The organism is Spirosoma soli, from assembly GCF_042684525.1.
GTDB lineage: Bacteria > Bacteroidota > Bacteroidia > Cytophagales > Spirosomataceae > Spirosoma > Spirosoma soli.
The window spans coordinates 46,838-69,996 of record NZ_JBHULN010000011.1; the positions used below are offsets into that span (position 1 = coordinate 46,838).

The following is a 23,159-nucleotide window of genomic DNA, read 5'->3' on the forward strand; positions in this document are numbered from 1 at the left end:
CCATGCAACCCACGCAGGACGTCCTGATTCCGGAAGTCATTCAACAAATACCGCTTACGTACTACCTCATTCTTAGTACTGCACTGTTCGTTATCGGCATCATTGGCGTGTTGACACGGCGTAATGCCATTATCATCTTCATGTCCATCGAGTTGATGCTGAATGCGGTTAACTTGTTGCTCATCGCGTTTTCGTCGTATCGCTCTGATTCGGCTGGACAAGTATTCGTCTTTTTCATTATGGCCGTTGCTGCCGCCGAAGTGTCGGTTGGATTGGCCATCATTGTGATGATTTATCGAAATACCCGCTCCATTGATGTGGGCTTGCTTAACAAATTGAAATGGTAATGTAAGAGTGAGTAGTAAAGAAACGGCGCTTTAGCTGTTGTCTTATTCACTCATTCGTTTAATCACTCATTCACTCATTATCAATGCAACCAGAATTACTCTGTGCGTTAATTCCGCTTTTTCCTCTGATTGGCTTTCTCATTAATGGCATCGGCTTTCGGCATGTGCCAAAGGGGGTAGCCGGAGCCATTGCCACCATTGCCGTACTAGCTTCGTTTCTTACGTCGGCATTTTTATTTGGCGCGTTTATCGGTAACGAACACCAAACGGGTAGTACTGCACCCCTCGTAGCGACGCTATTCGACTGGATCAGCGTAGGCGACCTGCATATCAATTTCTCGTTCCAGATTGACCAGCTTAGCCTGATTATGCTGCTGGTCGTTACGGGAGTTGGTTCGCTGATTCATCTCTACAGTATTGGCTATATGAGCCACGACTCGGGTTTCGGCAAGTTCATGGCTTTCCTGAACCTGTTTGTGTTTTTCATGCTGCTGCTGGTGATGGGGTCTAACTACGTCATCATGTTTATTGGCTGGGAAGGGGTAGGGCTATGTTCGTATCTGCTCATTGGCTTCTGGAACACGAACACGAGCTATAACAATGCCGCCCGCAAAGCCTTCGTTATGAACCGCATCGGTGATTTGGGCTTTTTGCTGGGTATCTTCATGTTGATTAATACCTTCGGTACGGTTGAGTATGTTGATATTTTCAAACAGGCTACCAGCTTAGAAATTGGCGATTCAACTGTTTTCCTGATCACAATCCTGCTGTTTGTTGGCGCAATGGGTAAGTCGGCCCAAATCCCGCTGTACACCTGGTTACCTGACGCCATGGCGGGCCCGACGCCTGTGTCTGCCCTTATTCACGCAGCTACGATGGTTACGGCAGGCATTTACATGGTCGTTCGCTCGAACGTATTGTACACGCTCTCTCCACTAACATTAGAAATAATTGGTGGTATCGCCATCGCGACGGCTCTCTTGGCAGCTTCGATTGGCCTGTTGCAGAACGACATCAAAAAGGTACTCGCTTATTCGACAGTATCCCAGCTAGGCTATATGTTCCTGGGGTTGAGCGCAACAGCATACACGGCGGGGATGTTTCACGTCATTACCCACGCGTTTTTCAAAGCGTTGCTCTTCCTCGGCGCCGGTAGTGTTATCCACGCTATGTCAGACGAGCAGGATATTCGCAAGATGGGCGGTTTGCGTAAGGCGTTGCCCGTTACGTTCATCACCTTCTTAATTGGTACTATTGCCATTTCTGGCTTGCCACCTTTTGCGGGTTTCTTCTCGAAAGATGAGATCCTCGCGCATGTCTTTGAGCACAACAAAGTGCTATGGGCACTGGGCGTTTTAGGTTCGGGTCTAACCTCCTTTTATATGTTCCGGTTGTTGTTCCTGACGTTCTTCGGTAAGTTTCGTGGAACGGAAGAACAGCGTCACCATCTCCACGAGTCACCGGCTACTATGACAGCACCTTTGGTGTTTTTAGCTATTCTGTCGGCCGTTGGTGGTATACTCAACCTACCAGGATCGGGTTGGTTAGGTGATTTTATGGCTCCCTTGTTCGAAGGGTCACGTCAGGTAAACCCCGAAGCTTTCGCCGAATCGACGGTTGAACATAGCACAGAGTATATCCTGATGGCCGTATCAGCAGGTGTTGCTTTGCTGGCACTCATCCTGGCTTACGTGATGTACATCAGCCGCGGGGCGGTTCCGGCTCCTGAAACAGACGAGCGGTCATTGCCAGAGAAGGTGATCTACAACAAATACTACATTGACGAGCTCTACGATAATATCATAGTTGAACCAATTCGCGGTTTAGGCGACGCTTTATACAGCTTCGGCGAAGGTCTGGTGGACGGTCTTGTTAACGGTGTTGCCTGGCTTGTTCGGCAGAGTTCGTCGCAGTTGCGGTTGTTGCAAAACGGGTCGATTGGCTTTTACGTCTTTGCCATGGTGCTTAGCATTGCAGCCATTTTTGCACTACGTTTCTTTATTCGTTTCTAACCGATGCTCCAGGGGGTGCTTCGTCGCCCATTATAAATTGTAAAATCAGTATATGCTTACTTTAGCGTTAATACTTTTTCCAGCCTTAGCCGCCACGCTGCTCTTAGTAGTCAAAGGCGAAACGGTGAAACAACTGGCCTTTGGCGCTGCGTTGATCGAATTAGCTTTGGCTGTCTACATTTTTAATGCGTTTACGCCTGACGCAACCTCGCAATTTGGTTTCGACTACGCCTGGATTGGGGCATTAGGCATTCGCTTGAGCGCGGGCGTGGATGGGATCAGCTTGTTATTAGTGCTGTTAACGGGCTTACTGGTTCCGTTCATTGTGTTATCTACCTTCAACCGTAATTACGAACGGCCCAGCACATTCTATGCATTAATGCTTTTCATGCAGGCTGCGTTAATGGGCGTTTTCACCGCTCGGGATGGTTTCTTATTCTATCTATTTTTCGAGGCTGCTCTTATTCCCATCTATTTTTTGGCGGCTATGTGGGGGGGCGAAAACCGGGTTGCTGTTACGTTCAAGTTCTTTGTGTACACCATTTTCGGCAGCTTGTTCATGCTTATTGCGTTGGTGTACCTGTATTATCAAACACCCGCCAGCCTAACAGCTCCTCATTCCTCGGCCATCGCTGATTTTTATAAACTGAAACTGACACCCGCAGCACAAGGATGGGTTTTCTGGGCGTTTTTTATTGCGTTTGCTATCAAGATGCCCGTATTTCCCTTTCACACTTGGCAGCCTGATACGTACGTTGAGTCACCAACGCCCGCCACGATGTTACTTGCTGGCATCATGCTGAAGATGGGTGTATATGGCCTGATTCGGTTCATCTTACCTATAGTTCCGATTGGTGTAGAAACTTGGGGCCAAACGGCCATTACGTTGTCTGTAATCGGTATTGTTTACGGTTCAATTATCGCCATTCGTCAGCGTGATATGAAGCGCTTAATTGCTTACTCATCCTTCTCACACGTTGGTTTAATGGCGGCCGGTGTTTTCTCGCAAACCGAAACCGGTATGCAGGGCGCACTTGTGCAGATGCTGGCGCACGGTATTAACGTCGTGGGTATGTTTTTCGTAGCTGATATAATCTTCTCCCGCACGAATACGCGTCAACTCGATCAGCTCGGCGGCATCACCCGTACGACGCCGAAGTTGACAGTCTATTTCATGATTATGTTGTTGGGCAGCGTTGCTTTACCTCTCACGAATGGATTTGTCGGTGAATTCTTGCTGCTACACGGCGTCTTTACCTATAATCATTACCTGGGGCTAGCTGCTGGCTTTACCATTATTTTTGGCGCTGTATACATGCTCCGGATGTTTCAGAAAAGTATGTTCGGACCGACATCGCTCCGCACCGGCACATTTTCTGACTTAACTAGTTCAGAAAGTTGGGTTTTTGTGCCTTTAGTGGTCATGGTGTTCTGGATGGGTATTTATCCCCACACATTTTTGAAAGTAACCGAACCGGCTGTTGCCAGCCTAATGAAATACATTGGTACTACGGCAGTATCTATGAAATAAAGTGTAAAGAAGTTTTCTGTTTTCGATTGGCTAAATGGTCTCATAGTAACTAATCGAAAACGAAAACGGAAAACTGAAAAAATATGCTTCCCATCGTTCTATTGTCGGTTTTTGGTATCGTTTTATTATTTCTAGGGTTTCTGAAATCGAAAGCAATTTTGCTGCCCGCAACGCTACTATTTTTGTTAATAGCCCTAGCGGTTAATTTCCTCGATTGGAATAAGACGTACTTATATTTCAATGACATGCTGCGGACTAACAACCTCACAATGGTGTTTACAGCTATTGTGCTGGGGTCCGCATTTATGGTTGTCGCGCTATCAAACAGCTTTGTTGAAGACGAAGCAGCTCAGCCTGCAGAATATTACGGCATCATCATGTTCTCCTTAGTAGGGGCAGTTATGATGATTGGCTTCGAGAACCTAGTCATGCTGTTTGTAGGGGTTGAAATCTTGTCCGTCTCTATGTACGTCTTGACGGGAAGCGATAAGCGCAATTTACGCTCAAACGAAGCGGCCTTAAAGTACTTTTTGATGGGATCATTCACAACAGGGATCATGCTGTTTGGTATGGCTCTGCTTTATGGTGCTACCGGCTCATTTACAATTGCTGGTATTGGTGCATACGCAGCCAACCCTCAGGTAGGGCTTTCACTGCTGTTATACGTTGGAATCCTAATGCTGCTCATTGGCTTGTTATTCAAAGTATCGGCAGCGCCTTTTCATTTCTGGACGCCCGACGTATACGACGGTGCACCAACCATATTTACGGCATTTATGTCAACGGTTGTTAAAACAGCCGGTTTTGCCGCCTTATTCCGATTACTATCCGTTTCATTTGGTGGCGTTTATACGTTTTGGTGGACGGTCCTGGCGGTCATTACTGCTATTACACTTGTAGCTGGTAACATCACGGCTGTGTACCAGAATAGCTTCAAACGAATGATGGCATATTCCAGCATCTCGCATGCTGGTTATTTGCTGATAGGCTTAGCAGCGTTGGGGGCGCAAACTAAACAAGCTATTGTTTTTTATTCACTAGCCTACTCGGTTGCTACTATATCTGCCTTTGGTGTCTTGTTGTTAGTTGCTCAGCAGCGGAGTACGCAAACTTTAGGGAGTGACGGGGTAACCAACGAGAGCTTCGATGCGTTCAACGGACTAGCCCGCCAAAATCCTTTGCTTGGCTTTGCCATGGCTGTGTCTATGTTGTCATTGGCAGGAATACCGTTAACGGCAGGGTTCTGGGGTAAATTTTATATGTTCTCGACTGCGGTAGAACGGGGGCAGATATGGCTGTTGGTAATTGCTGTTCTGATGTCAGCGGTTGGTATTTACTACTACTTCCGAGTCATTATTGCCATGTATTTTCGGGACGGAGCTACCGAACAGATCCGGGTGGCCCCGTTTTATCGGTACGTATTACTGGCAGCTACTATCCTGACACTTGGGCTTGGTATTGCCCCCGGTTTGTTTCAAGGATTTTTTTAATAAGAATAGTGCAACTGCTGTACCGTATTCTCAGTAAACAGTTCACAAGGTCACACATTTAACAATGACTTTGTACTTTTATTGACAGAAATAAGTAAGCAGAAGCTATATTCAACGCTATTATCTTAGTGAGCCGGTGAACGTGAGCAGTATTCAACAACCTAAAAGTAGAGAGTTTAAGGGCTTCTTCACGTTCTTTTTGACTGCTTTATTAGGGGCTTCCATCAACTTTATTAGCCGAATATTTTATCGATATTATTTCGATTTCGATACAAGTGTCTTTTGTGGTTATCTCACCGCCACCGTTTTGACGTTCCTTCCAACCAAACGATACGCTTTTTCGGCGGGTAAAACTGGTAATACTGGTCGCGAGGCCGTTAAGTTTTTAGCTATTGCTCTGGTTGCCCTGATTGTACAAGTATACGTGGCTAAGTATACGTTAGAATGGTTAGCTAATCCATTATTTCCATCATCGCCTAAATTATGGCGAGAAACAGGCTCTCACTTAGTGGGCATGGGGGCTAGCTTTTTAGCTAACTACTTTGGGCATAAACTACTAACCTTCCGTAGTACTGGCATGTATGATAAGCTACTTTCCCGCTCTGCCAGAGAAAAACAAGAACATCTATAATCTAGTTGTTAATCATTGATAAATTATATCATTGATTAGATTATTCGAGGAGAGTGCTTCTTAAATCAAATATAAAGAGCATACAGTTTGTATCGCTTGCAAAAAAAGTATATTTGCAAGGCAAACCATTTATACTAAAACAGTAATGAAAAAAGTATTCGCTCTATTATTTGTTGGCAGTGTGTTAACGTTCGCATCTTGTACAACTAAGCCTAAAACAGAAGAAGCTGGTACAGATTCGACTGCAACCATGTCGACCGATACCACAACGATGGCAACTGACTCGGCTTCAACCATGTCGACTGATTCTGCTTCGACGATGTCATCGGACAGCGCCAAGTAAGATTTATCACGCTATTGATTTACAAAAAAGCCTTATTTTTATAAGGCTTTTTTGCTTTATATACTTTGACAAATTCGTTAGCTCAACACATTCCTGCTGCTACCGTAGCGTATTGCCAACAACTTTGGCAGCATTACCAATTTAATTTACGTATCGTTAAACCTCGCCGGACGCGGCTGGGCGATTTTCGGGTGCTGCCCGACAGAACGACGCAAATAACGATTAACGCTGATTTGAACCTATACGCATTTTTAATTACCTACGTTCATGAAGTAGCTCATGCCGATGTGCACCGTAACCATAAACGGCGGACACAACCTCATGGGAAAGCGTGGCAAACGGCTTTTCAGCGGCTTATGTCTCCACTGCTAACGGAAAATGTGTTTCCGCTGGAAATACTGCATCCATTAATGAATTATATGTCTAGTCCGGCCGCTACAACGTACGCTAATCCGGCGCTTATGCTGGCATTAAGACAGGCTGATGCACGGCAGAGCCAATCTGCGACTAGTAATCGTATGTTACTCAAAGACGTACCAGAAGGAAATTCATTTCAGTTGGCAAAAAAGACGTTTGTGCGCGGTACGTTACGTCGAACACGTGTCGTTTGTAAAGAAATATCATCGGGGAAGTCATACGCAATTCTGGCTCATGCATGGGTGGAAAATACTGATCTGTAGTTGGGGGCTCATGACTTGCAGTTTTCCTCATCTGCAAGCGCAAAGTTCCAAACCGTCTGTTCTTAAAGAAGGCGTGTGGGCGAAAATCGGTGTGACGTCTTCGGGCGTTTACCGAATTGACCAGGCTCAACTGGTGGGCCTGAACGCTGCCTTTGCCACCGCCGACCCACGTCGATTACAGCTTTACGGCAACGGAGGAGTTGTGTTGCCTCAATCGAATGCTATCCCTCGACCAAGTGACTTAATCGAAAATGCCATCCAAGTTACCGGTGAGACTGATGGTCGCCTGGATGCTGGCGACGCGATTTTATTTTTTGGACAAAGTCCCCACGCTATCCTTTACGACTCGCTTGCCAAGCGGTTTACGCATCAAATCAACCCTTATTCTGATACAACCTTCTACTTTTTGACCATTGGCCCGGCGCCTGGCCGTCGTATCGCTGATCGGCCAACAGGTACGCTTACGGCTACATCGACCGTTACAACATTTACTGATTACAAATTTCACGAAAAAGACTTGTACAAGATCCCCGCCGTGCGCTCTGGTCGAGAGTGGCTTGGTGAGTATCTAACCAATGACACAGTCAACACTACCGTAATGGATATGCCAGGTCTGGTACCTAACACGGCTGTTCGACTAAAAATGTCGGTAATGGCTGGGGCCGCTGTACCTACGCAGTTTCGGTTGCAGGTGAATAATCAGAATGCAGGAACGCTGACTTTGCCGCCTATCTCAGGTTATGAATATGACTATCAAGGCGTTGTAGGCTCGTTGGATACGTCTCTTGTTAGGCTTGCTTCAACGGAGAACCCGCTACGGCTGGCGCTCACGTTTCGGAAAAACGGACACGCTTCGGCGCAGGGATATCTAGATTTCATTGGTGTTCAGGCACAGCGCGAACTTCGCCAATACGACCAGCCTACCTGGGTGCGTCGGTTAGCGGCTGGTCAGTATACCATACGCCAAGCAACGACAAATCTGCGGCTTTGGGACGTAACAAAGCCACTTATTCCTGCAGCGCAAACGTACTCATTTTTGGCTACCCAAGAGGCCAGCTGGTCGGCACCCGAGCTTCGGGACTACTTCCTGTTTACTGACGCACAAATAGCTTCACCTGCTTCGCTGGTCACAATAGCAAATCAGGACGTGCATGGGAAAGACGCGTCGGAGTTGATAATTATAACTCCTGCTGCCTGGCGTGAAGAGGCCGAAAGGCTCGCAACATTCCGCCGTGAGCACGATAAACTATCTGTTTTGGTTGTCACTACGCAAGAGGTTTATAACGAGTTTGGCTCAGGTCAACCCGATCCAACGGCAATGCGGGACATGATTCGATATTTCTACCAGAAGCAACCTGATAAACTCAAATACGTACTGCTGTTTGGCGATGCAACTTACGACTACCGAAATATTGCGGGGCTTTCTAACCCGGCGCAGTCCGCTAACATGGTGCCTGTATACGAAAGCCGCGAGTCACTCCATCCTGTTCTGAGTTATTCGTCTGATGACTACTTTGGGTTTATGGACGCCAATGAAGGCGAATGGGTGGAAAACTTTAAGGGTGATCATCAACTAGACGTAGGAATAGGCAGATTGCCAGTAAAGTCAGTAGACGAAGCCCGAGTAGTCGTAGACAAGCTTGTGCGATACAGTTCTGATAAAACGTTAATTGGCGATTGGCAAACGCGTGTCATGCTGGTTGGCGACGATGGTGATTACAATGGGTCTTACCCTATCCATCAACATGATGCCGATGAGATGGCTACCATTGTTGAAAAAACCGCGCCAGAGTACCGAGCCGAACGTGTGTTCATCGATGATTATCCACAAGAAACGGTATCGGGTGGTCAAAAAGCCCCCATTGTCAATCAGTTGATTAACCAGGCCATTGCCGACGGACGGTTAATTATCAACTACAGTGGACACGGGGGTGTATTAGGCTTGGCTGATGAGCAAATTGTAACCCTAAAAGACATTCTTTCCTGGAAAAACCGGCGTTTACCTTTATTCGTAACCGCCACCTGTCAATTCGGTCGTTACGATGATCCAAATACTAACTCGGGCGCCGAGCTAACCCTGCTGAGTCGATCCGGTGGAGGCATTGGTTTGTTAACCACTACACGGCCGGTATACGCCAACACGAATTTATTGCTCAATACCGCTTTTTATAACGCAGTGTTTACACCTATCAATGGCCGAATGCCACGTTTGGGGGATGTAATGCGGGCTACTAAAAATAATAGTTTAAGCGGTCCGGCTAACCGAAATTTTGCGCTGTTAGGTGACCCATCTATGCAATTGGCATACCCGAAAGCAGAAGTAAAACTTACGCAAGTAAATGGTAAAGCTGTAACGCCTGGTCGTTCAGATACGTTGCGAGCGCTTCAGTCAATCGAGCTTGCGGGAGAAATTAGGGTAGCAGACCAACCAGTGTCTAATTTTTCGGGTATGATCCAACTGACCCTATACGACAAAGCAGTCACAAAAACGACAATTGGAGCTGAGGCCGACAGCCCTAAAATGAGTTATCAATCGTTTACGAACCCAATTTTTACAGGGCAGGTGCCCGTTCAGCAAGGGCGGTTCACGGCGCGGTTTACCATGCCTAAAGATATAGATTACACTGTTGGTCGTGGGAAGTTATACGCCTATGCCATAAAAGCTGATAGTTCACTAGAGGCTGCCGGTAGTAACGATAGTTTGTTGATTGGTGGCAGCGTTTTTGCTGATAATGTTGATACAGAACCACCTTCGATGACGCTTTCTATTGTTGGAGAAGCTACCGATAATAAGGTGGTACGGATAGCTGGGCCAGATTTTACGTTGAAAGTTAGTCTAGACGATAATCAGGGGATCAACATAGCCAGGTCTGGATTAGGTCATGAGTTAACCGCTCAACTTAACGAGCAAACGCCAGTAGTACTGAATGAAACCTATGTTGCTAATAGTACAGATGGGAGGCAGGGAGAGGCTCGGTATACCTTCCGCGATGTTTCGCCGGGAACCTATGTGATCCGTGTGAAAGCCTGGGATATCAACAATAATTCAACAGAGGGGGCGTTGACCATAGTAGTTTCCGAAAAGCCGGGTTTGTCACTGCAGGCGCTTCGGGTCACTCCGAATCCGGTAGTTGCACAAGCTGTGTTGACAGCTGAGCTGAATCGTTCGGGTGAGCCGCTTGATTGGACGATAAGCATTTATGACCTCAACGGTCGGCTGTTTAATCAGCAAACTGGCCAGTGCTCCGATTGCCCGGCTGCACTAACTGTCGGAAGCTGGGATGGTACTTCTAGTAGTGGGCAGCGCCTACCAAACGGTATGTACCTTGTTCGGCTTAAGATTAATTCTGCTACTGACGGGTCATCGACTAGTGGTAGTAGCAGGATAGTATTAATAAAATGATTTATCGGGTTTTAATTAAACCCATTTTTTCTAATCCAACGATTCATCGTAATTTTGACCGCACACGACTGCCTTTTCACATAACCAATAGCTGTCGTTGACCAACACTCTTTGTATGAAGCGCAATTTTTTCCGTGTTCTTCTCGGCGTTTGTAGTTTCCTTCCCCTCGTCGTTTCTGCACAACAAAATCCAGTTACCACCTTAAGCGGCCAGCAACTACGGGTTCCAACTTCGTCCGTTCCTTTTCTGAATTTTACACCCGATGCCCGCTCTGGCGCATTAGGTGAAGCTGGTGTAGCCTTGGGTGATGCTGATGCCAATGCCATCTTCTGGAATCCATCGAAGCTCGTTTTTGCTAAACAGGATAAAGGGGCATCTATCTCCTACACGCCCTGGTTACGCGAACTGATCGGCGACATGTACTATACATACCTGAGCGGATACTCGAAGGTTGGTAAAAACTCGGTCATTGGCGGTTCTTTAATGTATTTCGATCTCGGCACGGTTGATTTTACGACGGCTACGGGTGTGGCTGCCGGAACATTCAACTCTCGGGAATATGCTGTTACGGCCTCATTTGTTCAGCGGCTGTCGCAAAACTTTTCATTAGGTGTTGATCTGAAGTATCTGAACTCGAACCTAGCGGCTGGAAGTGCCAACCCTGGCTTAAAGCCGGGTGCTACGGCTGCTGCTGATATCAGTGCCTTCTATCGTAACGAAGCTCGTGACAATGCTACCGGTAAAGGCCTTGGCTGGGCTTTTGGTGGTATGTTGTCTAATCTTGGCGGTCGTATTAATTACGGTGGTCTTGAACAGTATTACATTCCAACCAATTTGCGATTAGGAACCGGCCTGACCTTTTATACGGATCAGTACAACAAATTCAACTTCGTTATCGATGTGAATAAGCTGATGGTACCTACTCCGCCATCAACAACTGTGGTAGGTGGTCAAACGGTAATTTTAGCAGGTCAGCCTACTAATCGTAACTATTTTAGCGCAGTATTTGGCTCTTTTGCTGATGCGCCAGGTGGGTTTAGCGAAGAATTGAAAGAGTTTACGATCTCAACTGGCGTTGAGTACTGGTACAACGATCAATTTGCTGCTCGTGTTGGTTATTTTAACGAATCGAATGAAAAAGGTGGCCGGAAATACGTTACAACCGGTTTAGGTTTACGTCTGCAAAACAGATTTGGGGTTGACTTTTCCTATTTGCTACCTATTAATCAAGGTAACCCACTGGCACAAACCTTTAGAATATCACTATTGATCAACTTCAATAAAGGCAATCCAGTATTAGGCGACGAAGAAGCGTCAAATGACGATTCGGACTCGAACTAAGCTCCGATTTACAGCACTATAAGCATTTCGAGAGGTTAATACTCAAAGGCTTGTACGCTTATTATCTCAACTACTCAAATGGCATTTCGAAGAGGAATGCCATTTTGTTTTAACAATTTCAATGGTACTTGACAGAACACAGTCTCCAGCTTTCCAAGCTATCCAAGAAATACGGTTACCTACCGTTCAAACTCACCGTCTTGACAACGGAATCCCACTTCATTTGATTGCGGTTTCGCATCAGCCTGTACTTCGGCTAGAATGCATATTTGAGGCAGGAACCTGGTACGAACAAATTGAGGAGCCTAGTACGGCGTTCTTTGCCGTAAAAATGCTGACAGAGGGTACGTCTGTGCGTTCGTCTGCTCAAATCAGTGAGTATTTCGATCGGTATGGTGCGTTTGTAGAACTAAGCAGCGGGCCCGACCGCGCTAGCGTAGTGATTTACTGCCTGACCAAGTTCTTACCTGATATCCTGCCGCTGCTACGTGAACTTCTGACTGAGCCAACATTTCCGCAAAAGGAACTGGAAGATCTACGCAACATTACGTTGCAAAACCTGCGCGTTAACTACGAAAAAAACGCGTATTTGGCCGGTGTGCTCTTTCGGGCAAAGCTGTTTGGTAATGACCATCCGTATGGCCGTAGCCAGCGCCCGGAAATTATAGAACAACTTACGCGCCAAGGGGTGGTTAATTTCTATGAACGGGTTATCCGCAATCGGCCATTTCAAGTAATACTAGCGGGGGCAGTTGGCGAAAATGAGGTTTTGCTTCTCAATCGCGAACTGGGTCAGTTGCCTATTCAGACCAGTGAATTAGTCATAGTCAACGGGGAGGCTACTGCCAGCAACGAATTAATGGTTCTGGCTGAAAAACCCGATAGTATCCAGTCGTCGATTCGAATCGGGCGTCGGTTATTTACTCGGTCGCATCCTGATTTTTTTAAAATGCTTGTCACTAACGAAGTGTTGGGTGGTTATTTTGGCTCTCGACTAATGAAAAATATTCGGGAGGAGAAAGGGTTCACGTATGGAATTTCATCTAACATGCCATCTTTTCGACGCGACGGTTATTTCTTAATCGGCACCGACGTAAACAAGGAAAATACGCAGCAAACGATAGATGAGATCCATAAGGAAATTCGCATTTTGCAAAGTCAGCTAGTTTCGGAGGGCGAGTTAGAGACCGTGAAAAACTACATGGCTGGTGAATTTGTCGGTTCTCTCAATACTCCTTTCGAAATTGCCGATCGGTATAAGGTGATCTTGCTGGACGGGCTGCCCGATGATTTTTTGAAAAACTACATTCAACGCTTAAGAGCGATTACCCCGGAAGATATTCTGGAAACCGCTACGCGTTATTTAGTTATCGAAACTTTACATGAGATAGTTGTTGGTGGAAAATAGGTTTATTTAGAAATTTATTTATTAACCAAGTTGTTTTGTAGAATATGAGAGTTGTCTAGTTGGCAACAATATCCTAATTTTGGGTTCACATTGCCTTCACATACCGGTAGTTCTGATCGGTATCTCTCTTTATCCAACAACCGCTTACTTAATTTCTATTGATGAATATCCTTCTGATTAGCATTACTACGGTGCTGGCTTACATGCTGGGATCGATTCCTACGGCAGTTTGGTATGGACAGGGTTTCTTCGGTGTTGATATTCGTAAGTACGGTAGCGGTAACGCCGGAGCAACGAATACCTTCCGGGTTCTGGGCAAGCGAGCTGGTACAATTGTGATGCTGGTCGACGTATTGAAAGGCTATACAGCGACTGTTTTATCGTCGCTTCTTTGGTACGCTGATGTAATCACTACCAACGAGATTCTAACGTTTAAGATTGTTTTTGGACTGGTGGCCGTGGTCGGGCACCTATACCCCGTCTTTGCCGATTTTAAAGGCGGTAAAGGTGTTGCATCGCTACTAGGTATGATTTTGGCGACTCACCCCGAGATGGCGGTGCTTTGCATCGGCATCTTTCTGCTGGTTGTTATTGCTTCTCAATACGTATCACTTGGTTCTATCATGGCAGCGCTGGCCTTTCCTGTGCTGCTGTTGCTACGTGTTTTCGGAGAAAAAGAAAGTCCATTATTGATTGTTTTTGGCTTCGTTATATTCCTGTTAGTAGTTATAACACACCAGAAAAACATTAGCCGGTTGCTTCGCGGGGAGGAAAATCGTACGGTATTAATTCGATTACGAAAAAAGCGCGAAGACTAAGAAACCTGTTTGTTGATATTAGTTGACGCCCCGACGTTGCGCGAAAAGTGCGTAACTTCGGGGCGAACTTATTAATATACGATTTACGGATTACGATATAGGCTGTCGTAATTCGTAAATCATAAGTCCTTTTATGACTACGTACCTTGAAGCCAACAAACAACGGTTTTTAGACGAACTGCTTGAACTACTACGTATTCCATCCGTTTCGGCAGACTCTACCTTCAAAAATGATGTGCGTCGGGCCGCCGAATTTGTTAAAGACAAACTGGCGGCTGCGGGCTTAGATAACGCCCAACTGTACGAGACGCCGGGCCATCCAGTCGTTTATGCCGAAAAGATAGTCGACCCCGCCAAACCTACCGTGCTGGTCTACGGCCACTATGATGTACAGCCAGCAGACCCCTATGAACTTTGGAATTCGCCCCCCTTCGAGCCCACCATTCGAAATGAGCGGATATATGCCAGAGGAGCCTGCGACGATAAGGGGCAATTCTACATGCACATTAAAGCCATTGAGACTATGGTGGCTACGGATGGCCTGCCGTGTAACGTTAAGGTGATGATTGAAGGCGAAGAAGAGGTTGGCTCTGACCACCTCGGAACCTTCGTGGCTGAACATGTTGATATGCTCAAGGCCGACGTAATTCTAGTGTCGGATACCAGCATTATATCCAATGAAACCCCTTCATTAGAAACGGGCTTGCGTGGATTATCGTACGTAGAAGTGGAGGTAACTGGCCCAAAACGCGACTTGCATTCAGGTGTGTATGGCGGGGGGGTGGCTAATCCTATTAACGTGCTAGCTAAAATGATTACGTCGCTTCACGACGAAAATGGCCGCGTAACCATTCCGGGTTTTTATGATAACGTCGTTGAGTTAAGCGATGCCGAACGAGCCGAGTTAGCTAAAGCACCGTTTGACCTGGATGGATACAAACGCGATTTGGGTATCAACGACGTTTGGGGTGAAGCAGGGTATTCAACAAACGAGCGTACGTCAATTCGTCCAACGTTGGACGTAAACGGTATCTGGGGAGGTTACACGGGCGAAGGGGCTAAAACCGTACTGCCATCGAAGGCATCTGCTAAGATTAGTATGCGACTGGTGCCAAATCAGACACCCGATGAAATCACCGAACTCTTTACAAGACACTTCACCTCGATCGCGCCGGCGGGCGTAACCGTTAAAGTGGTGCCTCATCACGGGGGTATGCCTTACGTGACACCCGTAGATTCGGTAGAATTTGAAGCAGCCAGTAAAGCGTTTGAAGAAGCTTGGGGTAAAAAGCCCATTCCAACGCGGGGCGGAGGGAGTATTCCAATTATGGCGTTGTTCGAAAAAGAGCTCGGCATTAAGTCAATCCTGATGGGATTCGGGCTAGACAGCGACGCACTCCATTCGCCCAATGAGAGTTACGGCTTATTTAACTTCTATAAGGGTATCGAGACAATTCCTTTTTTCTATAAACATTACGCAATACTCAAAAAATAATACTTGGGGACTAGCTGCCAACAGCTAGTTCCATACCTAACTTGCCCTTACTCTATGAACAGAATGCTGACGGCTCTCCTGCTAATTTGCTTGGCAGGGACATTCGCTTCGGCCCAGCAAACGCCGACAACTCCACCCAAGACTACGGCTCCTGCCGCTCGGACACTGACTCCAGCTGAACAACGACAAAAGGAAAAAATTGACCGTGAGGTTCAGCGAGAGCGGCAAATCCGCGCCGAGTGGGCACAAAAACAACGTGAGTACGAAGCCAGACAGGCTGAGAAGGAACGGCAAAAGCAAGCTAAAAAAGCTGAGAAAGAAAGACAGCAGCAAGAACGGGCAGCCGGAACCCCAAAACCAGCGGACGTTCCATCGGTAAATACTCCTCCAGCAAACCCTGCAGAGCCAGCACCTGCTGCTGTAGAACCTACTCGAAAAGATAAACGAGACAGGCGTAAGAAAGATACTATTTCGGAGCCAACCCCAGCTGCCCCTACAGCTACAGAAGTTCAACCGACTGCCCCGGCAAGCGAGCCTTCTAAGCAGGTCGTTAAACCTGAGCGTCCAAAACGAGAAAAGAAGCCGGTACAGCAAGTTGACTCTGCAGCAACTTCATCAGCCGTTGCAGAGCCATCTATGAGTCGGCCGCGTCGGGAGTTTTTGCCTAAAGGGCACTTGTTTGAGCCTATATTGTTAGACCCGCTCGAAGCACAAACGTACGGAAGCATTTTGCCGCTGTATTACACGGAAGGCGAAAAGTATAAGGGGAGCATTGTGCCGTTTGCGTTCGGTTTCGCCAAGCCATTTTATCGCCGAACCACTGAACCAGGCCGGTCAGAAGAATGGGTGTTGGATTTAGCGTCTTTCACGCAGTTTGAAGCCTTTCGTGATGATAAGGCCAACAAAGCCCGTCGACAGATTATTAATAACGACTACAAAATCAGCATTATTTATAATCTCCGGCGCGGAGATAACAATTACCGGTTCCGGGTTTACCATATCTCATCGCATTTGGGCGACGACTACATCTATCGCAACCGGATTACGGCCCCAACCCCTAATTCAGTTAACTATGAACTTCTCGACGTAACCTATAGTCGAACGGTTAACAACTGGCGTTTATACGGGGGGCTGGGTTTTGTGTTACGTAAAGCCGAAGAGCGTAAGCTACTGAGCGCACAACTAGGCACTTTCTACAAAAAACCTTCGGATAAGGCAACCCGTTTGGTGGGAGGAGTAGATATTAAGTTCTGGCAACAAACCGATTTTAGACCGGGCATTCATGCCGGTATTGGTATGGAGTTAGGCCGTACCCAAAATAACTTAACGTTTCTGCTGGAAGGCTACTCTGGTTTCCGGCCATACAGCCAGTTTGAAGATCAGCAGACCAATTGGCTAGGCATTGGCTTGTACTTGAATCCGTTTTGATTTACGAAGTACAACTTCAAACACCACAGACCGTAAAGCGTATATCGTCTACATGAATTTATCAGAACTAACGGCCATTTCGCCCGTCGACGGCCGCTATCGACGCCAAGTTGAATCCATCGCTCCTTACTTCTCGGAGTTAGGATTAATTCGTTATCGCGTTCGTATCGAAATTGAATACTTCATCGCGCTTTATGAATGGGGATTGCCTCAATTAGCCGATGTTGATTCTGCACAGTTTCCGGCTTTACGCGCCTTATACGAAACGTTTACGGAGGCTGATGCCTTGCAAATTAAGGACATTGAAAAAACAACTAATCACGACGTTAAGGCAGTTGAGTACTTTATTAAAGGAAAGCTGAAAGGCTCTGCTGTTGAACCCTATTTAGAATTTATTCACTTTGGGCTAACCTCACAGGACATTAACAATACAGCCATTCCGCTGCTTCTGAATGATGCTCTTGAGGCAGAAATTATACCGCTCTATCGAGATGTGTTTATACGCCTACAGCAGCTGGCAGAACAGTGGAATAACATACCGATGCTGGCTCGAACGCATGGCCAGCCGGCGTCGCCGACTCGGTTAGGTAAAGAAATCTCGGTGTTTGTTGAGCGTATTGAAAAACAACTGCACCTACTTTCTGAAATTCCGACAGCGGCTAAATTTGGTGGGGCAACCGGAAATTTTAATGCCCAGGCTGTAGCCTATCCCAGCGAAGATTGGAAACAGTTCGGTAACAAGTTTGTGGAAAGCCTGGGTATGGTACGTAGTCAGTTTACAACCCAGATTGAACACTACGATATGCTGGCCGCCACGCTCGATGCATTTAAGCGGTTAAATACCATTCTTATTGATCTCGACCGCGATATCTGGACCTACGTGTCCATGAATTACTTCAAGCAAAAATTAAAGGAAGGTGAGGTTGGGTCGTCAGCAATGCCTCATAAAGTCAACCCAATTGATTTTGAAAACTCAGAAGGTAACCTTGGCATCGCGAATGCTTTGTTTGAGCACCTCGCTGGAAAGTTACCTATCTCTCGCTTGCAGCGCGACTTAACGGACTCCACCGTACTGCGAGCCCTTGGCGTTCCTTTTGCTCATTCGGTAATCGCCGTAAAATCGTTGTTGAAAGGTTTAAATAAGCTAGAGCTGAATACGGCTGCGATCAACGCCGACCTGGAAGATAACTGGGCTGTGGTCGCCGAAGCCATCCAGACGGTTCTCCGGCGGGAAGGGTATCCTAAACCTTACGAGGCTTTGAAAGCCCTGACGCGCACCAACCAAAAAATTACGGCCGACACCATGCGGGAATTTATAAAAGAGTTAGATGTAGCCGACTCGGTCAAAAATGAGCTGTTGGCAATCACGCCATTTAATTATACTGGTATATAGGAGGGACGAGGTTGTAACGTGGCCGGCCGGCCACGTTACAACGGCCGACCGCGTTACTCTTTTGAAAGCTCAGTGGCCCGGACCTGGGCTGCTTTAATACCTGCTACTAAAGTGTTTGACAAGGCACCACTTTCGAATTCGCGTAAAGCAGCCTCAGTTGTTCCTCCCTTGGATGCCACCGCTTTTATTAGCTCATCCAATGATTTGTCGGCAGTATTAATCAGGTGATAAGCACCAAGCATGGTTTGCTTCACTAACAACGCAGAAACAGAATCGTCGAAACCCATTTGCTTTCCGGCTTCAATCATCGCTTTCACCACGTAATAAAAGTAAGCTGGTCCGCTACCGCTGAGTGCCGTTACAGCATTGAGCATGGCCTCATCTTCTAAAAAAATTGATCGGCCTGTGGCGTTGATCAAATTTTCAATTCGGCGCAAATTAGTTAAGTCTACTTCTTTGGCTGCCGTGAAACCCGTGATGCCCATACCCAGCATGGCGGGCGTATTTGGCATAGCCCGAACTACCAAAGGATGACTCAATTTTTCCTGAATCTGTGCAATCGGGATACCGGCCATGATCGATAGCACGATTTGGTTAGGCTGCACTACGGCCCTTAAGGCTTCATGAACGCTGTTAAAATCTTGAGGCTTCACCGACAGGATGATTAAATCGGTTTGGCCAACACGCGGTCCAATGGTATCGACTACAACCCCAGCTTTTTCGTTTTTCAGCGCTTCGGATCGTTCGATACTTTTTTCGATCAGTAATAAGTCGTCTTTTTTTACGAGGTCGTACTGCAAAAATGATTTGGCAAAGGCCATACCCATGTTGCCGCAGCCAACGATAGCGATTTTCATCTGTCAGTAAATGAATTGGTGATTGTAAGGCCTGGCTGATGAAGAAGTAACGTTGCTGACCGTAAGCCAGCAACGAAAAAGGTCAGGCTTTATAGCCTGACCTCGCAAAACTAATGACTTGTCAGCAACTACTGACCACTTTTTAATATTTCTTCCAATTTCTGTTCCAGAGCTTCACCTCGTAAGTTCTTGGCGATAATCTTACCCTCCTTGTCAAGCAGGAAGGTAGCCGGGATAGCCTGCACTCCGTATTGCTGAGCAGCTGCCGATTGCCAATACTTTAGATCTGAAACGTGGGTCCAGGTCAGGTTATCATTCCGAATGGCCTTAGTCCAATTTCCCTTTGTTTGGTCAAGTGAAACGCTGTAAATGGCAAATCCTTTGTCTTTATACTTGTTGTACATGCGCACAACATTTGGGTTTTCCATTCGGCAAGGACCGCACCACGACGCCCAGAAGTCAACTAACACGTACTTACCACGCAACGACGAGAGCGGAACCGGTGTGCCGGTTGTGTCATTCAAAGAAATTTCCGGTGCTTGCGAGCCAACCATTACTCCTCGGATACGAGCAACACGTCCGATCAGCGATTTGGCATGAGGGCTGTTTGGATTCTCTTTTTCAAAACGTTGTGCCAAGGTTTCATACGTGGCAAAATCGTTGTTGATGTCAATGAAATTCAGGGCAAACAGCGAAACGAGCGAGGTGCCCATCTCGGGCAGCATAGCTTTTACTTTATTAACTACCTCTTGCTCCGCCGTTTGGTACTCTTGCTCAATCTGCGTAACACGTTTGTTATCCTTTTTCTCAGTGGCGGTTGCTACCTGCTTATTCCAGTTGTTTACTCGAGTTTCCATGTCTGTACGTAGCGCCATAAGCTTTTCGTAGTACTCCATGTTTTTAGAACCCGTCACGGTCGACTTGCCAACCTGCCCAGTTTTAGCGTCCATTTTATAGCCATCGGCCGTAACGTTCAGGGTTTCGCCCCCTTCAACCAGCAAAGCCAGCTTTTGGCCTCCGCCTACGTTCAAGACAAGCACTTCGCCACCGTCGGCTACTTTGCTCGTTAACGTAAAGGTATTACCCGCTTCAACCTTCGTCGAATCAAGCTTACGGGTTGGTTGCGCATTTGTCTCTAAGTAAACGTAGCTACCAGGCGTCGCTTTGTTGACTTTACCGGTTACCGTAAACGACTTTGTCGCTTGCGCGTAGGTGGATACACTGATGGCCATCAAACTGGCTACACAAAAAAATAAGTTCTTCATTTTTCCTGTAATGTCTTCGCTAATAACTCATTCACCAGTTTAGGGTCGGCAGCGCCTTTCGACTTTTTCATAACTTCGCCGACAAACATGCCCAGTAGGTTTTTCTTTCCCTTACGGTACTGTTCTACCTTATCTGGCCAGGCCGCCAGCACCTCCTCTACCAACGTTTTAAGGGCGTCCGTATTGCGATTCTGCACTAAACCTTGAGCAGTGGCTAAATCAATTGGCAAGGCATCGGGCTGCTCAATCATTAAGTTGAATACCTGCTGAGCAGCCGTTTGGCTTACCGTTCCGTTGTCTACCAACGTAATAAGCGCAGCCAGGCGGTCTGCCGAAACCGGAAACTGCCGGTCACGTAACGTCTTTTCGTTTAATTGCCCCTTAACCGGACCCATAATCCAGTTTGATGCCGCTTTGTAATTGCTGGTATACGTACAGACCAACTCGTAATAGTCAGCCAGTTCTTTGGCATCGGTTAGCAGAGCTGCGTCGTAGTCAGGTAATCCATAGTGATCCGTAAATCTCTGATACAAGGCAGCTGGCAACGTTGGCATCTTTGCCTCAATATCTGCTAACCACTCATCCGAAACGATTACCGGAGTAAGATCGGGATCAGGAAAGTAGCGATAATCATTCATGGTTTCCTTCTCACGCATGGCGTAGCTACGACCGGTAGCTGCATCAAAGGTGCGAGTCTCTTGGATAATACGTCCGCCAGATTCGGTTAACTCTACCTGCCTTTTAAATTCGCTGTCTACAGCACGCATCACATTCCGAATGGAGTTCAGGTTTTTTACCTCAACCTTCGTGCCCAAGTTAGTCGCGCCTTTAGGCCGTATGGAAACATTAACATCGCAACGGAGCGATCCTTCTTCCATATTCCCATCGCAGATATCCAGATAACGGACCAAGCGTCGTACTTCGGTCAAGTACTGACCGGCTTCATCAGCAGTACGGATGCAGGGCTCGGTCACCATTTCGATCAGTGGTGTTCCGGCGCGGTTATAGTCTAATTGAGTTACCCATTCGCTACCATCATGGATAGACTTTCCAGCATCTTCTTCTAAGTGAATGTGATGAAGCTGAATCGTTGTTTGGTACGGCTGGCCGGTTTGTGGATCTTTTACTTTAACCAAAATACCACCTCCTACGCAAATGGGGCCTTTATCCTGCGAAAGCTGGTAGCCTTTAGGTAGGTCAGGATAAAAATAATTTTTACGGGCAAACACGTTATGGCGAGTAATCGAACTACCACATGCCAGCCCCATTCGAATAGCGTATTCAACGGCTTTCCGGTTTAGCTTAGGGAGTGTTCCAGGATGCCCTAGTGTGATGACGCTGATATTAGTATTCGGCTCGGAGCCAAACGCGTTGGTATCAGCCGCAAAGATTTTGCTGTGAGTTAGGAGCTGACAGTGCACTTCCAGCCCTACAACGGCTTCGTAGCGGGCCAGTATCCCGGGCGAAAGAGGTATTTCGGCTACCATGGGCAGAAACTAATGATTTATACAAAGATACAGAGAAATTGGCCAGAGAGTCGGATATCTGGACTGGTTTAGAGTACTACAGTTAGACTATCGGATAGTAAAAACATGCCGATTTAAGATAGTATATTGGTAGCATTACTTTGATAAACAGACGCTTTAATGAGCGGGCTCCTTGTAATCGCTATATCAACTGGATATTCTTGTTCCAGCATGTAGCTAATAGTCTACCATCAAATACAAATCAATACGGTGCCCACATCATTTTGCTTAATACGAGCGGACGAAAGGCGACTTTTCATTTGTGTTTACTAATTGATTATACTGCCTATGCCTGCTAAAACCATTGAACTAGCCCGGAAAGACCATATAGTAGTCGAGATGAAGTATGGTATGGACTACCAGGAGTTTGCCGAAAAACATCTTTTTGCTAACTATCCCGTCGTGATTGGGGATGCTTGTGCAGCATGGCCAGCAAAAGGTAAATTTACTCCTCAGTTCTTCAAAGAAAAGTACAGTACCCGCGAGGTACAAATCAAAGGTAAGTCTTATAAGCTTGGTGAAGTTATTGACTGGATAATGAATGCTACAAAAGAGAATCCAGCACCGTATCCCTGCACGATTCAAATTAACCAAGAGTGTCCCGAATTAATAGCAGACGTCACACCTCGCTCGGCTCAAATACGCACTACCAGACCGTATCCACAGTAGACTATTGCCCAAACGGTTTCTAGGAGGAGCAAATACGCTCGAAGTTTTTTTCGGCAGCCCTGGCGGTCAGTTTCCATACGTCCATTATGATTATATGTGTTTACACGCTTACATAACTCAATTGTATGGACAAAAAGAGTTTACGGTGATACCTCCTGATCAAACGCCTTATGTATACCCATTACCCGGAAACAGTTGGGTGTCGGAAGTTAACGACGTTAAAAGCCCCGATTTAGATAAATTTCCTCTGTTTGCAAAAGCAACACCTGTATCATTCGTGGTGGAACCCGGCGAAACATTGTTTATCCCGTGTGGGTGGTGGCATACAGCCCGTTCATTAACACCTACTATTTCTGTCGCTCTGGATTGTCTGAATGCCTCTAACTGGAAAAACTTTATGAGCGAAGTAGATATGAACTTACGCCAGCGAAAACCGCAATTAGCTAAAGCCGTGCAGTCATACCTTTCAATGGCAGGGAACGTATTGAAGGCCTTTGAGAAGGTCGGGGTAACAGTTTGAT

19 protein-coding genes are annotated in these 23,159 nt (G+C 46.6%); 16 read left to right on the forward strand and 3 right to left on the reverse strand.

The genetic code is table 11. The features are described from left to right. Nucleotides 1–2: 2 nt before the first annotated feature. The 14 genes from nuoK to purB all read left to right on the forward strand — a co-directional run bounded on the left by nuoK (nt 3) and on the right by purB (nt 18,321). Nucleotides 3–347 (forward strand): NADH-quinone oxidoreductase subunit NuoK, encoded by a 345-nt coding sequence (nuoK, locus tag ACFSUS_RS17855; RefSeq protein WP_020597411.1) that lies wholly within the window; start codon nt 3–5, stop codon nt 345–347. An 83-nt stretch (nt 348–430) separates the two neighbouring features. Beyond that, complete coding sequence (gene nuoL / locus ACFSUS_RS17860; protein ID WP_381524972.1) at nt 431–2,359, forward strand: NADH-quinone oxidoreductase subunit L; 1,929 nt, start codon at nt 431–433, stop codon at nt 2,357–2,359. A gap of 52 nt (nt 2,360–2,411) precedes the next feature. Then, on the forward strand, nt 2,412–3,890 hold the full coding sequence (locus ACFSUS_RS17865; RefSeq protein WP_381524974.1) for a complex I subunit 4 family protein: 1,479 nt from the start codon (nt 2,412–2,414) through the stop codon (nt 3,888–3,890). A gap of 83 nt (nt 3,891–3,973) precedes the next feature. Next, nucleotides 3,974–5,380, forward strand: coding sequence for an NADH-quinone oxidoreductase subunit N (locus ACFSUS_RS17870; protein WP_381524976.1), 1,407 nt, complete (start codon nt 3,974–3,976; stop codon nt 5,378–5,380). Between the two features lie 136 nt (nt 5,381–5,516). Then, entirely contained in the window at nt 5,517–6,011 is a 495-nt protein-coding gene (locus tag ACFSUS_RS17875; protein ID WP_381524977.1) for a GtrA family protein, read from the forward strand. A gap of 145 nt (nt 6,012–6,156) precedes the next feature. Beyond that, complete coding sequence (locus ACFSUS_RS17880; RefSeq protein ID WP_381524979.1) at nt 6,157–6,354, forward strand: hypothetical protein; 198 nt, start codon at nt 6,157–6,159, stop codon at nt 6,352–6,354. A gap of 65 nt (nt 6,355–6,419) precedes the next feature. After that, on the forward strand, nt 6,420–7,034 hold the full coding sequence (locus tag ACFSUS_RS17885) for a sprT domain-containing protein (RefSeq protein WP_381524981.1): 615 nt from the start codon (nt 6,420–6,422) through the stop codon (nt 7,032–7,034). A 10-nt stretch (nt 7,035–7,044) separates the two neighbouring features. Then, nucleotides 7,045–10,437, forward strand: coding sequence for a type IX secretion system sortase PorU (gene porU / locus ACFSUS_RS17890; RefSeq protein WP_381524983.1), 3,393 nt, complete (start codon nt 7,045–7,047; stop codon nt 10,435–10,437). A gap of 115 nt (nt 10,438–10,552) precedes the next feature. Continuing rightward, nucleotides 10,553–11,779: a type IX secretion system outer membrane channel protein PorV gene (gene porV / locus ACFSUS_RS17895; RefSeq protein WP_381524985.1), complete on the forward strand. Its 1,227-nt coding sequence runs from the start codon at nt 10,553–10,555 to the stop codon at nt 11,777–11,779. 121 nt (nt 11,780–11,900) lie between these two features. Next, nucleotides 11,901–13,187 carry a M16 family metallopeptidase gene (locus ACFSUS_RS17900; RefSeq protein WP_381524987.1) on the forward strand — a complete coding sequence of 429 codons (1,287 nt, stop codon included), beginning with the start codon at nt 11,901–11,903 and terminating at the stop codon, nt 13,185–13,187. Nucleotides 13,188–13,348: 161 nt separating this feature from the next. Next, entirely contained in the window at nt 13,349–14,005 is a 657-nt protein-coding gene (plsY, locus tag ACFSUS_RS17905; protein WP_381524988.1) for a glycerol-3-phosphate 1-O-acyltransferase PlsY, read from the forward strand. A gap of 133 nt (nt 14,006–14,138) precedes the next feature. Beyond that, on the forward strand, nt 14,139–15,500 hold the full coding sequence (locus ACFSUS_RS17910) for a dipeptidase (protein WP_381524989.1): 1,362 nt from the start codon (nt 14,139–14,141) through the stop codon (nt 15,498–15,500). Between the two features lie 54 nt (nt 15,501–15,554). After that, nucleotides 15,555–16,928, forward strand: coding sequence for a DUF1207 domain-containing protein (locus tag ACFSUS_RS17915; RefSeq protein WP_381524990.1), 1,374 nt, complete (start codon nt 15,555–15,557; stop codon nt 16,926–16,928). Nucleotides 16,929–16,980: 52 nt separating this feature from the next. Next, nucleotides 16,981–18,321: an adenylosuccinate lyase gene (purB, locus tag ACFSUS_RS17920; RefSeq protein WP_381524992.1), complete on the forward strand. Its 1,341-nt coding sequence runs from the start codon at nt 16,981–16,983 to the stop codon at nt 18,319–18,321. Between the two features lie 53 nt (nt 18,322–18,374). On the opposite strand, the gene proC is transcribed toward purB, so the two are convergent. From proC to gatB, 3 genes are all read right to left on the reverse strand, one after another. Continuing rightward, complete coding sequence (gene proC, locus ACFSUS_RS17925; RefSeq protein ID WP_381524994.1) at nt 18,375–19,178, reverse strand: pyrroline-5-carboxylate reductase; 804 nt, start codon at nt 19,176–19,178, stop codon at nt 18,375–18,377. A 128-nt stretch (nt 19,179–19,306) separates the two neighbouring features. Then, complete coding sequence (locus tag ACFSUS_RS17930) at nt 19,307–20,443, reverse strand: redoxin domain-containing protein (protein WP_381524996.1); 1,137 nt, start codon at nt 20,441–20,443, stop codon at nt 19,307–19,309. Further along, nucleotides 20,440–21,930, reverse strand: coding sequence for an Asp-tRNA(Asn)/Glu-tRNA(Gln) amidotransferase subunit GatB (gatB, locus tag ACFSUS_RS17935; protein WP_381524998.1), 1,491 nt, complete (start codon nt 21,928–21,930; stop codon nt 20,440–20,442). Before gatB ends, ACFSUS_RS17930 begins: the two co-directional genes overlap by 4 nt. A 327-nt stretch (nt 21,931–22,257) precedes the next feature. Here gatB and ACFSUS_RS17940 point away from each other — a divergent pair, with 327 nt between their 5' ends. Next, a complete protein-coding gene (locus tag ACFSUS_RS17940) occupies nt 22,258–22,638 on the forward strand; it encodes a hypothetical protein (protein ID WP_381525000.1) in 381 nt (126 codons plus the stop codon). A gap of 4 nt (nt 22,639–22,642) precedes the next feature. Beyond that, entirely contained in the window at nt 22,643–23,158 is a 516-nt protein-coding gene (locus ACFSUS_RS17945; RefSeq protein ID WP_381525002.1) for a cupin-like domain-containing protein, read from the forward strand. Nucleotide 23,159 lies beyond the last annotated feature (1 nt).